This window comes from Microcystis sp. M144S2 (assembly GCF_020246065.1).
GTDB lineage: Bacteria > Cyanobacteriota > Cyanobacteriia > Cyanobacteriales > Microcystaceae > Microcystis > Microcystis ichthyoblabe_A.
Genome location: NZ_JADBTR010000138.1, coordinates 1 through 13,979, shown reverse-complemented (window position 1 = coordinate 13,979; position 13,979 = coordinate 1). Strand labels below are relative to the sequence as shown.

The 13,979-nt window shown below is 46.0% G+C and carries 11 protein-coding genes; 5 read left to right on the top strand and 6 right to left on the bottom strand.

Annotated features, from left to right (window positions below):
- Positions 1-59: 59 nt before the first annotated feature.
- Both IM462_RS15930 and chlP read left to right on the top strand, forming a co-directional pair.
- Positions 60-1,154 carry a class III poly(R)-hydroxyalkanoic acid synthase subunit PhaC gene (locus tag IM462_RS15930; RefSeq protein WP_002772718.1) on the top strand — a complete coding sequence of 365 codons (1,095 nt, stop codon included), beginning with the start codon at positions 60-62 and terminating at the stop codon, positions 1,152-1,154.
- Positions 1,155-1,378: 224 nt separating this feature from the next.
- Positions 1,379-2,596: a geranylgeranyl reductase gene (chlP, locus tag IM462_RS15925; protein ID WP_287704741.1), complete on the top strand. Its 1,218-nt coding sequence runs from the start codon at positions 1,379-1,381 to the stop codon at positions 2,594-2,596.
- On the opposite strand, the gene IM462_RS15920 is transcribed toward chlP, so the two are convergent.
- The gene (locus tag IM462_RS15920) at positions 2,593-2,793 is read right to left on the bottom strand and encodes a hypothetical protein (RefSeq protein WP_287704739.1); all 201 of its coding nucleotides are present in this window, start codon (positions 2,791-2,793) and stop codon (positions 2,593-2,595) included. The genes chlP and IM462_RS15920 overlap by 4 nt on opposite strands.
- A 284-nt stretch (positions 2,794-3,077) precedes the next feature.
- Here IM462_RS15920 and IM462_RS15915 point away from each other — a divergent pair, with 284 nt between their 5' ends.
- Together IM462_RS15915 and IM462_RS15910 are read left to right on the top strand one after the other, a co-directional pair.
- Positions 3,078-4,022 carry an isoaspartyl peptidase/L-asparaginase gene (locus tag IM462_RS15915; protein ID WP_287704737.1) on the top strand — a complete coding sequence of 315 codons (945 nt, stop codon included), beginning with the start codon at positions 3,078-3,080 and terminating at the stop codon, positions 4,020-4,022.
- Positions 4,023-4,093: 71 nt separating this feature from the next.
- Positions 4,094-5,281: an FtsW/RodA/SpoVE family cell cycle protein gene (locus tag IM462_RS15910; RefSeq protein ID WP_287704781.1), complete on the top strand. Its 1,188-nt coding sequence runs from the start codon at positions 4,094-4,096 to the stop codon at positions 5,279-5,281.
- Between the two features lie 699 nt (positions 5,282-5,980).
- Here the strand turns inward: IM462_RS15910 and IM462_RS15905 are convergent.
- The 4 genes from IM462_RS15905 to IM462_RS15890 form a co-directional block, all read right to left on the bottom strand.
- A complete protein-coding gene (locus IM462_RS15905; protein WP_287704734.1) occupies positions 5,981-7,285 on the bottom strand; it encodes an ABC transporter substrate-binding protein in 1,305 nt (434 codons plus the stop codon).
- 419 nt (positions 7,286-7,704) lie between these two features.
- Complete coding sequence (gene ctpA / locus IM462_RS15900; protein ID WP_287704732.1) at positions 7,705-8,943, bottom strand: carboxyl-terminal processing protease CtpA; 1,239 nt, start codon at positions 8,941-8,943, stop codon at positions 7,705-7,707.
- A gap of 191 nt (positions 8,944-9,134) precedes the next feature.
- Complete coding sequence (fba, locus tag IM462_RS15895; protein WP_002744497.1) at positions 9,135-10,214, bottom strand: class II fructose-bisphosphate aldolase; 1,080 nt, start codon at positions 10,212-10,214, stop codon at positions 9,135-9,137.
- 132 nt (positions 10,215-10,346) lie between these two features.
- Positions 10,347-11,474, bottom strand: a complete 1,128-nt coding sequence (locus IM462_RS15890) for an aldo/keto reductase (protein ID WP_287704730.1) — start codon at positions 11,472-11,474, stop codon at positions 10,347-10,349.
- 695 nt (positions 11,475-12,169) lie between these two features.
- On the opposite strand from IM462_RS15890, the gene IM462_RS15885 reads away from it, so the two are divergent.
- The gene (locus IM462_RS15885; protein ID WP_287704728.1) at positions 12,170-13,645 is read left to right on the top strand and encodes a leucyl aminopeptidase; all 1,476 of its coding nucleotides are present in this window, start codon (positions 12,170-12,172) and stop codon (positions 13,643-13,645) included.
- Between the two features lie 168 nt (positions 13,646-13,813).
- Here IM462_RS15885 and IM462_RS15880 read toward each other — a convergent pair.
- Positions 13,814-13,979: transposase (locus tag IM462_RS15880; RefSeq protein ID WP_287704779.1), on the bottom strand; the 166-nt coding region annotated here is incomplete at its 5' end.

Here is a 13,979-nt window from a genome sequence, read left to right as displayed (position 1 = left end):
TACTGTTCACTGCTCACTGAAAAATCCCCACTTCCCCACTTTTCTAGGAGAATTAAATTATGTGGCCATTTTTGACGCAAGTGAAACTGGAAGATTTTACCCAAGATTATCTAGAATTAACTCAAAAAAATCTCAAAGGTTTAGACAATCTCAAACGAGTTAAAGAAGAAGATATTCAGTGTGGAGTCTCGGAAAAAGAAGCAGTTTATCGGGAAGATAAAATCATTCTCTACCACTTTAAACCCGTGGTTGAAAAACCTTTCGAGATTCCCTTGTTGATGGTTTATGCTTTGGTCAATCGTCCCTACATGGTAGATTTACAGGAAGGGCGTTCTTTAGTGGCCAATCTGCTGAAATTAGGCTTAGATATCTACTTAATTGATTGGGGATATCCCACCAGAAGCGATCGCTGGTTAACCCTTGATGATTATATCAATGGTTATGTGGATAATTGCGTCGATTTTATTCGTCAAAGTCACCATCTCGACAAAATTAATCTGTTAGGAATCTGTCAGGGGGGAACCTTTAGTTTATGCTATAGTTCCCTCTACCCCGATAAGATAAAAAATCTGGTGACAATGGTGACACCGGTGGACTTTTATCAAACCGAGACCCTCTTAAATATGCGCGGGGGGTGTTCCCTAGGATCCGAAGCATTAGACATCGATTTAATGGTAGATACCATGGGCAATATCCCGGGAGATTTTCTCAACTTAGAATTTCTGGAATTGAAACCTTTGCAGTTAGGTTATCAGAAATACCTCGATTTTCCTGACATCATGGAAGACGAATCAAAATTAGTTAATTTTCTGCGTATGGAAAAATGGATTTTTGATAGTCCCGACCAAGCAGGAGAATCCTACCGACAGTTTCTCAAGGATTTCTATCAGCAAAATAAACTGATTAAAGGGGAAGTGATGTTAGGAGATAAACGGGTAGATTTACACAATCTGACCATGCCAATTCTCAATCTTTATGCGGATAAAGATCACCTTGTACCTCCCGCTTCTTCCCTCGCTTTAGGGAATTATATCGGTACTTCTGACTATACCGCTTGTGCTTTCCCCGTCGGACATATCGGAATGTATGTCAGTGGCAAAGTGCAACGGGATTTACCCCCCGCTATTAGCGATTGGTTGAAAGCAAGAGCTTAACAATCCTTGCAGCTATCCCCTTTTCCAATTTGGAAGAGGGGTGTAACACAATACAACACATCGATAAAAAAACATCTACAGGCAATAAAATAAACTTTTGTAACAGAGGATGTTAAGCACTGTTGCAAGATCGGGCAGAATCGGAGAATCCCGTTCCTTTCGGCTAAACCCCTGTGGTACACTGCAAAGCGTACTCGCTCGTAAGTATGTAGGAGAAAACCTGAGTGTTAAGAGTCGCTGTTGTGGGTTCAGGGCCGGCCGGTTCTTCGGCGGCAGAAACATTAGCTAAAGCAGGCATTGAAACCTATTTATTTGAACGCAAATTAGATAATGCTAAACCCTGTGGTGGAGCGATTCCTCTCTGTATGGTGAGCGAATTTGACCTACCTCCTGAAATTATCGATCGCCGGGTGAGAAAAATGAAAATGATCTCCCCCTCTAACGTCGAAGTCGATATTAATCTCGATAATCAAGACGAATATATCGGAATGTGTCGTCGGGAAGTCCTCGACGGTTTTATGAGAGAACGCGCCCATAAATTAGGAGCGCATTTAATCAACGGAACCGTTTACGGTCTCGACATTCCCACCAATAGCACCGATCCCTATACCCTACACTACGCCGATCACTCCCACGGCAATTCCCAAGGGGAAATGAAATCTCTGAAGGTGGATATGGTTATCGGCGCCGACGGTGCTAATTCCCGCATTGCCAAAGCTATTGATGCCGGGGATTACAACTATGCGATCGCTTTCCAAGAACGCATCCGTCTCCCCCAAGATAAAATGGCCTACTACGAAGATCTGGCCGAAATGTATGTAGGAAAAGACGTATCCCCCGACTTCTACGCTTGGGTATTCCCCAAATACGATCACGTCGCCGTCGGTACTGGCACAATGAAGGTCAATAAAGCCATGATTAAAGACCTACAAGCTGGTATTCGCGCTCGCGCAGCCCGTCGTCTGGAAGGAGGCGAAATCATCCGCGTGGAGGCTCACCCCATCCCCGAACATCCCCGTCCTCGCCGTGTAGTCGGTCGCGTGGCCCTCGTAGGCGATGCTGCGGGAACAGTTACTAAGTCTTCGGGAGAAGGCATCTATTTCGCCGCTAAATCAGCGCGGATGTGTGCCGAAACCATTGTCGAAGTCACCAACGGCGGCCAACGTATTCCCACAGAGGACGAGTTAAAACTCTACCTCAAGCGTTGGGACAAGAAATACGGTGTGACCTATCTGGTATTAGATATCCTGCAACGGGTTTTCTACCGTACCGATGCCACCCGGGAAGCTTTTGTGGAAATGTGTTCCGATAAGGATGTACAGAAGATGACTTTTGACAGTTATCTCTATAAAACCGTTGTTCCCGCTAATCCTCTCGTACAGATGAAGATTACCGCTAAAACTATCGGTTCTCTCCTGCGCGGTAACGCTTTGGCCCCTTAAAATCCATTGATAACCAGAAAACCCAATCTTCCCATGGCGGTGGTTGGGTTTTCTTTTGGGTTGTCCCTTCCTGTCTTCTCTAATTCGGGTTTGCTGAATAAATTTGAAATGTAGGCAAAGTAAAGGTTTTGGGGCTTTTCTCGCGAAACAGGTGCAAGATTTTGAGAGAATCGTCGTTCAAAACCTTGCGTCTTCATCGGCCCGCGTCCTGTAGGGGCGAAGCATTCGGACAATAACCTATCGGTGAAAAGGTAGATTTTCTATCCGAATGCTTCGCCCGTACTTATTCAGCAAACCCTAATTCAAATAAAAATGTCGAAAAAATATTTGATAAGCTGTTAAGCAATTTAAATGCGCGGGCAGCTTACAGTACAGTTTATGCCCTTTTGTTAAAGGGGAAGTCAAGATATATGGTGTAAATGCGCTACTATTTAATGGTAAAGCCGTCCTCAAGAGACGGGGTTTCGGACTCAATTTTTCGATGACCAGAGTAAATCCGAAGTTAATTATTCATGGGGGAGCGAGTTCCCTAGAGGACAAAGGTGGTTTAGAATCAGTGCGCGATTCTCTCCGGGGGATTGTTAAGAATATTTACAACCTCCTTGACAATGGTGCTAGTGCTGTGGATGCGGTGACAAAAGGATGTATGTTACTGGAGGATGAACCGCGATTTAATGCTGGGACCGGTTCGGTGGTGCAATCGGATGGTCAGGTGCGAATGAGTGCAGCCTTGATGGATGGTCGTCATCAGCGTTTAAGCGGTGTCATTAACGTCTCGCGGGTACAGAATCCCATTAGCCTAGCCCACTTTCTCCAAAGTCAAGAGGATCGCATTCTCTCGGAAATTGGGGCTGCAGATCTGGCCCGAGAATTACAAATTCCCCTCTATGATCCCCTCACCGATTATCGGATTCAAGAATGGATGGAGGAAAGAAAGACGAATTTTAATCGCAAAATGGCCCGTTTATTCGCCGACTCGTCAGCGCAACGGGGAACTATCGGGGTAGTAGCTCTTGATCAACAAGGAGACATCGCCGCCGGAACTTCTACCGGGGGGAAGGGATTAGAAAGAATTGGTCGCGTTAGTGACAGTGCCATGCCGGCCGGCAATTATGCCAATCCATGGGCCGGAGTAAGTTGTACGGGGGTCGGGGAAGATATTATCGATGAGTGTTTAGCCGCTAAGGTGGTCATTCGCGTCACCGATGGTTTTTCCCTCGCCGCTGCCGTGAAGAAATCGATGCACGAATCCCAAACTAATGGTCGGGATCTGGGCATGATTTCCCTCGATCGTCAGGGTAATATTGTTTGGGGGAAAACGGCGGAAATTCTCTTGGCTGCCTATCACGACGGTCAGGCGATCGGTGATACCCTAGAATGGCACGGTGAAAATGCGGGTTTAATCGGTCATGTAGCCGTCGGATAGTGGAACAAACCGCGATCGAGCCTAGTCTTTTCGGTTAATCTGTGCAAGATACTTCTTCTCGAAAAATCTCCGTGTGGCAATACATTATCCCTATTTTTGACCCCGATGTGAAAAACTGGTCAGCCGAAGCGCGATTATTGCGCTGGATGACCTTTTTGTGGCTGTTAGTCGGGTTAGTCGTGCTTTTTTCCGCTTCCTACGCTCTGGCTGACAGTCGCTTTGATAACGGACTATACTATTTTATCCGCCAATTAATCTGGCTTTGGGTTGGCTTAATTGGCTTTAATTTCCTGGTGCGATTGCCGATCGAGAAACTCCTCAAAATCGCCCCCTGGATGATTTTATTAGTTTTAGGATTAATTTTGATCACTCTCATCCCCGGTTTGGGAGCTAATATCAACGGTGCCACCCGTTGGATTAAAATCGGGCCGATTCTCTTGCAACCGTCGGAATTTATGAAACCGTTTCTCGTCCTGCAAGGAGCGGCGGTTTTCGGTGGATGGCCGCGTTTAAATGTCAATCAACGGTTAACTTGGATTGCTATTTTTGGCCTAATTCTAGCGGGCATCCTCTTACAACCTAACTTGAGTACCACTGCTCTGTGTGGTATAACTCTCTGGCTGATCGCTCTTGCCTCCGGTCTGCCTTTATCCTACATGACCAGTAGTGCTTTACTGGGTTTAACTATGGCTGTGGTTAGTGTTACTTTCCGCGAATACCAGAGAAAACGGATTTTATCTTTCTTAGACCCCTGGCAGGATCCCCGGGGTGATGGTTATCAATTAGTGCAGAGTTTACTGGCGATCGGTTCTGGCGGAACCACCGGCAGCGGTTACGGTTTATCCCAACAAAAATTATTTTATCTACCCTTCCCGGATACGGATTTTATTTTCGCTGTCTTTGGCGAGGAATTTGGTTTTATTGGCGGTATTTTACTGTTAATTATGCTATTTCTCTACGCTACTCTCGCCCTGATCGTGGCGGTTAAATGTCGTCATCGCATCAAAAAATTAGTGGCGATCGGGGCGATGGTTATTTTAATCGGTCAATCTCTGTTAAATATCGGTGTGGCCACTGGTTCTTTACCCACTACTGGCTTACCTTTCCCTTTCTTTAGTTATGGCGGCAGTTCCAGTTTAGCCAGTCTCTTTTTAGCCGCCCTCTTAATCCGGGTGGCCAGGGAAGAAAATGACCCCGATCCAGTTCCCACCAGTAAAAAAAGTCCTCAGAAAACTGTCTCGGTTTTCGGTGATCGGTGATGAATTATGAATTATGAATTATGAGGTGGGGTGTAGGGAGTGGGAAGAATAAATAAAAATAATCTCCTGACGACGGATTCCTGACTCCTAACCCAATGTTCGACCAAGATAAGCAAAAATTATTGATTGATGACAAAAACTTGAGAATATTTAAATTAACATTCCGCAATATTTACAAATTCTTAAAAATTAATTGAGAAAGATTTTTATTTAACAACGATGTTACAATGGTTACAGCGATTTTACTGAATTTCATAATGGCCTATCTTGTGCTTTTTTGGACAGCAACGCTTGAAACCCTTGCCACAGCTAGAAGGTAATCCTAATTAAGACAGGTAAATGAGTCAATTTCACCCACAACGATGATCTTTTTTTTGTGTAGTTTTATTGCAAAAAAAAAGTTTTTTTGACAAAAAGCACAAAGTATGCTACTGTCAACGGACTTCGTGGGTGTTGAGGGGAGAGAGGAGCGGGGGTGTGGGGAGAATAAAGCTGCCTTTTGCCTCCTGCCTTTTGCCTTTTGCCTCCTGCCTTTTGCCTTTTGCCTTCTGCCTTTTGCCTTTTGCCTTTTGCCTTTTGCCTTTTGCCTTTTGCCTTTTGCCTCCTGCCTTTTGCCTCCTGCCTTTTGCCTTTTGCCTCCTGCCTTTTGCCTTTTGCCTTTTGCCTCCTGATTATTGATTACTGATCACTGATTACTGATTACTGATTGGGTGTCACCTTATCAATAACCTTGAGAGTCCCGTCATCCTTAACCGTCCAGACATCGTAACTACCGACCACATCGCCATTTTCGTCGATATCCACATTACCACTGGCCCCCTGATAGTTAATATCTTCGCCTTTGCGAATCATTTCCATGGCTTGACAAGCATCGGTCACTTCCGTCCCAGGGCCATTAGCCACCTCACGAATCTTGCTTTGAATCCCTTCACCAGTGTTAGATTTAGCCGCCTCAGCCGCTAACATCAATAAAATCGCCGCGTCCCAAGTATGGGGAACAAAAGCAGTGACATCCTTGCCAGTTTTTTCTTTCCAGAGGCTAGTAAAAGCGCTTAAAGCTTGACCGTCGGCCCCCGGGACCGTGCCTAGGGCGCCAGCAATAATTGACTTACCATCGGTTCCTTTCCCCACCTGTTTGGTGAAATCTTCCGAATAAACCCCATCGGTGAGGAGGACAGTAACTCCTTTGGTCAATCCCTGTTTATAGGCCGCTTGTAGCAATAAACTGCCCGTTTCAGCGTAAAGGACTGCCGCTACAGCATCCGGTTGGTTAGCGAAGGCAGCCGCCGCTTCACTATCGAGAGTGGCAGCTTTCGGGTCATAACGGACAGGATTTTGCTTATTAGTGATAGTGCCGCCTAATTTATCGAAAGCGCTCACGAATTCCCGTTCAAATCCGACTCCATAATCGTTATTGATCACGACGGTGGCCACATTTTGAAAACCCTTTTTCTTAGCTAGGACCGCTAAAGCTTGAGCTTGGTAGGTGTCTGGGGGAGCCGTCCGCGCCCAAAAACCTTGAAAATCGCCTTTTTTCGCCCTGTCAGTAAATACGGGACTGGTGCTACCCGGAGAGACTAACATAACTTTATTTCTCACCGCCACATCGACGGCTGCTCCCGATACACTACTGGCAAAAGAACCGATCACACCGGCTACTTTATCCACCTCCGCTAGTTTCGTCATCGCTGAAGCACCGGCAGCGGGATCGGTTTGGTCATCTTCTTTCACCAGGGTGACGGGTTTGCCATTGACTCCACCACAGGCATTGATAGTCTCTACCGCTAGGGCAGCCGCTTCGGGCATATTTTGACCAATAGCGGCTAAATCTCCGGTAATGGGCAGTAAGGCCCCTAATTTTAGTCCCTCATCACTGGGGGCAGTGGTGGTGGGACTAGAGGTGTTGTTATCCGGGGTTTGGGCATTATTACAAGCGGTTAAAAAATTAGCTAAGAGGCTGATGCTCAGGGTTAGGGCTAGGGGCGATCGAATATATCTCTGCATGGCAGTAAAATTAAGGATGAGTCAAGGTTGCAAGACTGAAAAGCCCGGACTGGGAAAATTCTAATCGATGTTAGCATTCTCTTCAAATCAAACAGGTTTCCATCTTAATTTAGATATTGATGGAAAAAATGGCTAATTTGTTCGATTTATGCCCTAGTAATTATGAATTATGAATTATGGTTCTTCGGTTTGTCTTATGCAACGTACAGGGTTATAAGGAATGAAACTCTTATAGAGAAAGACATTTGGCGATTTTTGTTAATTGTTTTCGCTCTAGAGCGAACTAATCAATTAAATCTCTTGCCAGATAAGAATTTAGTCGATTTATGCCACCCGATCGAAGCAGACCAAGTAACGAAGAATCCTGAAAACTCGCATCTGATAACTGGTAACTGATAACTGATAACTGAAAACCCCACTTAGGAAGCTTTGGCTAAAACGGTCTTCTGGTTTAAAAACTGAATCGCCGTTTGGTATTGACTATCTTTTTCGGTGCCGATTTCCTCATAGGTGATCGGTTCCTGTGCCACCACTTGATCCGGCATAATTCCTAACTTATGAATATCATGGTGGCCGGGAGTTTCATATTTCGCCACGGTAATCGCTAATCCTGCGCCATCGGGTAACTCGAATAGGGACTGAATTAATCCCTTACCGAAAGTCTTTTCTCCCACTAAAACCCCTCGCTGATTGTCCTGTAATGCTCCGGCTAAAATCTCGCTGGCGCTGGCGGTTCCCTGATTGACTAAAACCACTAAAGGCGCATCGGTTAAAGCATTGCCAGCAGCGGCAAAACTATCGGCAATTCCCTCACGATTAACCGTATAAACGATCGTTCCCTGATTAATCCACATCCGAGCGATTTCTATGCCCGCTTGCAGTAAACCACCAGGGTTATTTCTTAAATCTAAAATATAACCCTTGGCTCCTTGTTTTTGTAGGTTCGTCACAGCTTCCGAGACTTCTTTGGCAGCGTTAGCACTAAATTGATTTAAGCGCACATAACCGATCGGCAAGGAACTAGAATTTTTATCCAAAACCGCTACCACTGGACTTAAAGAAATGCGTTGACGGGTTAAAGATAGGGTTTTTGGTTGACTTTTTTGATCGGGAAGAATGACTAAGGAAACTTCTGTTCCGGGGGTGCCGCGCATTTTGGCCGCCGCCGCATCGAGGGTTAAAGTAGTGGTATCGATCCCATCAATAAACAAAATGCGATCGTGGCTAGTCAAACCAGCGGCCTCGGCAGGAGAACCGGCAAGAGGGGCAACCACTTCTAAGTAACCATTGTCGGGATTGATATTAATTTGCAGTCCTACCCCCGATAATTCCCCCGTGGTGCTAATTTGTAGGTTATGGTATTGATCCGGTCGCAGGAGACGGGTAAAGGGTTCATCGAGGGTAGCTAACATCTGTTCGATCGCATTATAGGCTGCCGTCCGATCGTTGAGGGGTTTTTTGATGAATTGTTCCCGCACCTGCCACCAGTTTTGATGATTAAAGGTGTCATCATAATAAGATTGGTTGACTAATCGCCAAGATTGCAGTAGTAATTTTTGTTCTTCGCTAAAGGCGGCTGCTGTGGGCGTCCATGCCATCCAAGTTAGACAAAACCAAAATCCCACCAATAATCCAGCCCACAACGATTTTTTTCTCATCTTGCTTCTCTTATAAATCCAGTGCTGATCTGCTGATTATTTTCAGTATAGTCTTTTCTCTGAAATCGATTCTTATCTGGTAACTCTTTCCCTTGAAGGCATTCCCATAAAAAAGAGGGTAGTTATGGTTAACTACCCCAAAAAATTCTACTAGATCGGTGCCATTAAGCGATCGCTTAATTGTTCAGCTACTAGACAGCCACAACTTTTTTGCTGACTTGGGTTAATTGCCCTTTAGCATATTTGGCTGCGTAGTCATCGAGGGACATTTGTTTGATTTTGCTGGCGTTACCGGCGGTACCAAATTGTTGATAGCGATCGGCACAAACTTTCTGCATATAGGTGATCGAGGGTTTCAGGAAGAAACGGGGATCAAACTCTTTCGGGTTGCTGAATAGTGCTTCACGAACTGCGGCGGTAATTGCTAAACGGCAGTCGGTGTCGATATTGATTTTACGCACACCACTCTTGATGCCTTTTTGGATTTCTTCCACGGGAACACCGTAGGTTTCAGGGATAGCGCCACCGAATTGGTTGATTAATTCGAGCAGATCTTCAGGAACCGAGGAAGAACCGTGCATGACCAAGTGAGTATTGGGTAAGCGGTTATGAATTTCTTCAATGCGGCTAATAGCGAGAATTTCGCCGGTGGGTTTGCGGGTAAATTTGTAAGCGCCGTGGCTAGTACCAATGGCTACTGCTAAAGCATCTACTTGGGTTCTTTCGACGAAATCCACCGCTTCATCGGGATCGGTTAACAGCATCGAGTGATCTAATTCTCCCTCAAAACCGTGGCCATCTTCCGCTTCTCCTTTACCGGTTTCTAAGGAACCTAAACAACCGAGTTCCCCTTCCACACTAGCACCGATCGAGTGGGCAACTTTTACCACTTCAGCAGTAACGTTAACGTTGTACTCGTAGGTGGCGGGAGTTTTAGCATCCGCTTCTAAGGAACCATCCATCATGACGCTGGTGAAACCGTTACGGATGGCCGAGTAGCAGGTGGCGGGTTCATTACCGTGATCTTGGTGCATCACGATGGGGATATGAGGATAGGTTTCCACCGCGGCGGTGATCAAGTGACGCAGGAAGTTTTCCCCTGCATATTTGCGCGCACCGCGAGAAGCTTGTAGGATAACGGGGCTGTCGGTGGCTGCCGCCGCTTGCATGATCGCTTGGATCTGCTCCATATTATTTACGTTAAAAGCGGGGATGCCATATCCGTTCTCAGCCGCGTGATCCAACAATAACCGCATGGGGACGAGTGCCATATCCTTTACTCCTTAATCTATTTCTTGTTTTTTGTCTCTTTAAATTCAAGAAAGTTAATTCTCTTACCTGTTAATCTTAAGATAGTTTTTACACTTTGACGATCCCCAAAAAAAATTTTTCCCAGTTTCGTCCTAAGATGACCACAATCTCCGTTGCGCTGGTCCGTTAAGTAGTTCGTGTGTATCAAATAACAGACTGGGAATCGGCAATTTTTCCGGGCAGCGAGGTAAACAATCACCACATTCAGTACAATTATTGGCCTTGCGTCCGGGGAACCAATGACCGGCATTTTCCAGCATTCGATAGCGATACTGGCCAAAATCGGTCATTTCGTAAGCTACTGCCAGATTCCGCAGTCTCAACACTTCGGGGATATTAATATTTTCAGGACAGGGTAAACATTGATAACATTGGCTACATAGATCTGTGGCCAATTTATCGGTTAAATGTGTCTCTAAACGCTTAAAAACGGCAATTTCTGCCGCATCTAGGGGCTGATCTTCTTCGCATACGTTAATAATTGCCTCTAATTCCTCTGGTATCGCTGCCCCGACGCTGAGGGTAGTAATGCGCGGATCGCTCAATAAAAAGCGATAATTTAGCTCTAGGGGTGAAAAAGGGGCGCATAATTCCTCTAGCTTCTTGGGAGGTCTGTGGAGATTACCTCCCTTATCAGCAGGGGAAATAATAAACACACCCATGTCCTTTGCTTGGGCTAAAGCGATCGCTGGTTGCTGTCTTTGCCAAAAAAAATAGTAATGGATATTGACAAAAGCGAAGAAATCTGTATTGATCGTCTCCAGAATAATTTCTAGGGGTGCATGGGTAGAAAAGCCAATATGACCGATTTTTCCAGCTTCTTGGGCCATAAAAACGGCTTTCATGCAGCCTTGCGGGTCTTTAATCCAGTTTAAATGCTCGCGGGTGTTAATACCGTGAATTGCTAGACAATCGAGGTAATTTAATTGTAATCGTTCTAGGGATTCGGCGATCGCTTTTTCCATAGTTTGGCGATCGGGAGTGGGAACCAATTTCGTGGTCAGATAAACCCGCTCCCGCACTCCTTGACGCTGCAGGTAGCGACCGAGAAAAACTTCGCTATTACCGTAACCTCTGGCCGTTTCTAGGTGATTAATCCCCAATTCTAGGGCGCGATCGAGTGTTGCGGCAAACACTGACTCTGAGGACAAACAGCGCATTGTCCCCAGAGAAAACAGCGAAAATTGGCAATTAGTACGGCCAAATCGTCGATAACGCATTGATTCAGTTATCAGTTATCAGTTATCAGTTATCAGTTATCAGTTACCAGTTATCAGTTATCAGTTATCAGTTACCAGTTATCAGTTATCAGTTACCAGTTACCAGTTACCAGTTAAGTAGGGCTTGCTGAATAAATCTAAAAACCTTGTTGGATAAGAATTTTAGACTTTTTTCCCATCAAAAAGTGCCAGACATTGGGGTGATCGGGGGGAAGTTTAGGCACTTTTTCCCTGAAAATTAGGTAATTGACCCCGGCGGTTCGACAGGCTCACCGTCCACTCGACTGAGCTCGCCGAACGTCCTGAAAATCGCTAAAACCCTACACCCTACACCCTACACCCGTTCGGCTGAGCTCACGGCCGAAGCCCACACCCTGCCCCCACGAAAAACTTTTTGCCGCAAACCCTAAGTAGGTAACCTCAGTTCGGGATAAGCTAAAACCCTGATGCTACCGTAGCCTGAAACTCCTATTCTTTCGTGGAAGCTATGGCAAAATTCCCTTATCCCGAACTGACGTTAAGATACAGTCTTATGGGCGAGTGAGTGGAACGAACCACTCCAGACACAAAGGACACAGAGATCGATCACTACTATATAAGTTAAAATTATCACACAAAGAATAAGACAGCCACTGATAGAGCTTACAGTATAGTGATTAATAGAAGCATTTTACAAAGAATTATCGAGATAAAGAATGGATATTCGATCGACTGACACCTCGCTCCTTACTTGGACAGGAGATACTTTAGCCCTGGGTTTACCAGAAGGAGCCATCGAGATTGCAGGAGAATTGGCAGAGTTAAACGATAAACTGGGGGGAAATCTAGAGGAACTCATCTCCGAGACGGAATTCGAGGGAAAATTAGGCAGCAGTGCGGCGACTCGTCTAGGTGGTGGTGGTCCGATTCGCAAATTAATCCTGGTGGGATTGGGAAAAACTGCCGATTTCGACCTGCAAACCCTGCGTCTAGCGGCCGCCGCGATCGCTCGTCTGGCCAAACAACAAAAAAGCCAAGCTCTGGCCATCAGTTTACCAGTAGTTGGGGATCAGTCCGCCACTGCCGGAGCAATCACGGAAGGGCTGCTGCTGGCCACTCATCAGGATACCCGCTTCAAGTCCACTAAGGAGGAAAAAGGAGCCAAATTAGAAACCGTCGAGTTATTGGGTTTAGGAGAGCAAGCATCGGCGATCGCCAAAGCCGAGCAGATCTGTTCTGGGGTGATTCTGGCCAGAGAATTAGTCAATGCTCCCGCTAACACCGTTACCCCCCTAACCATGGCAGAAACCGCCGAGCAAATTGCCAGCGAATACGGATTAAGTCTCAAAATTCTGGAACAGGAAGAATGCGAAAGCTTGGGTATGGGAGCCTTCCTAGGAGTGGCAAAAGCATCGGATATTCCCCCGAAATTCATTCATTTAATCTATAAACCCCAAGGAACCCCGAAACGTAAACTAGCAATCGTCGGTAAAAGTTTAACCTTTGATTCCGGCGGTTTGAATATTAAAGGGGCCGGCAGTGGCATCGAAACCATGAAAATGGATATGGGGGGTGGTGCCGCTACCCTAGGCGCTGCCAAGGCGATCGCCCAATTACAGCCAGAAGTGGAAGTACACTTTATCTGTCCGGCTACGGAAAATATGATTAGTGGTCGCGCTATGCACCCCGGGGACATTTTAACCGCTTCTAACGGCAAAACTATTGAAGTCAATAACACCGATGCCGAGGGACGATTAACCCTGGCCGATGGCTTGGTTTTTGCGGAAAAATTAGAGGTGGATGCGATCATCGATCTAGCCACTTTAACCGGGGCCTGTGTCATCGCTTTGGGTGACGATATCGCCGGTTTATGGAGTAGCGATGAGAGTCTCACTGTTCAACTCCAAGAGGCCGCTAAATTAGCCGGCGAAAAATTCTGGCCAATGCCTCTAGAAGAAAAATATTTCGAGGGTCTGAAGTCTCAAATTGCCGATATGAAAAACACCGGCCCGCGCCCCGGCGGTTCCATTACAGCCGCTTTATTTTTGAAGCAATTCATTAATAATACTCCCTGGCTCCACCTAGATATCGCAGGACCGGTCTGGTCCGACAAAGAAAATGGCGTTAATAATTCCGGGGCTACCGGTTTTCCCGTCCGCACTCTAGTTAATTGGGTGATGGCCAATAATTAAGTTATCGGTGATCGGTAAGCGGTATTAGGTGAGGAGTATTTTCACTGTTTACTGTTTACCGATCCCTGAAAAATCTGCCCCACCCCTCACCCCTATCTCAAGGTCGCGATTCATCTCCCGTTAAACTGCGTAGCGGTTAACGGGAGATGAATCGCGACCAGAATGAAACTAACGCAGTAGCCTTTCCACTTTTGGGGAGTTTTGGTTCTCGACGTATTTTTTTAGTTGTTCGACAGTAACGTCGCCACAACTAGCCACGAAATAAGCTCCCGCCCAAAAATAGGGTTTGTTGTCGAAATACTTTGCCGCCAAATCCGGAAATTCTTGTCTAATT

What these genes read in the sequence shown, in the direction of transcription:
- ctpA (WP_287704732.1), bottom strand. Translation starts at nt 8,943, where the DNA reads ATGAGAAAAAAATCGTTGTGGGCTGGATTATTGGTGGGATTTTGGTTT.
- IM462_RS15915 (WP_287704737.1), top strand. Translation starts at nt 3,078, where the DNA reads ATGACCAGAGTAAATCCGAAGTTAATTATTCATGGGGGAGCGAGTTCC.
- IM462_RS15920 (WP_287704739.1), bottom strand. Translation starts at nt 2,793, where the DNA reads ATGAAGACGCAAGGTTTTGAACGACGATTCTCTCAAAATCTTGCACCT.
- IM462_RS15890 (WP_287704730.1), bottom strand. Translation starts at nt 11,474, where the DNA reads ATGCGTTATCGACGATTTGGCCGTACTAATTGCCAATTTTCGCTGTTT.
- IM462_RS15885 (WP_287704728.1), top strand. Translation starts at nt 12,170, where the DNA reads ATGGATATTCGATCGACTGACACCTCGCTCCTTACTTGGACAGGAGAT.
- IM462_RS15905 (WP_287704734.1), bottom strand. Translation starts at nt 7,285, where the DNA reads ATGCAGAGATATATTCGATCGCCCCTAGCCCTAACCCTGAGCATCAGC.
- IM462_RS15930 (WP_002772718.1), top strand. Translation starts at nt 60, where the DNA reads ATGTGGCCATTTTTGACGCAAGTGAAACTGGAAGATTTTACCCAAGAT.
- fba (WP_002744497.1), bottom strand. Translation starts at nt 10,214, where the DNA reads ATGGCACTCGTCCCCATGCGGTTATTGTTGGATCACGCGGCTGAGAAC.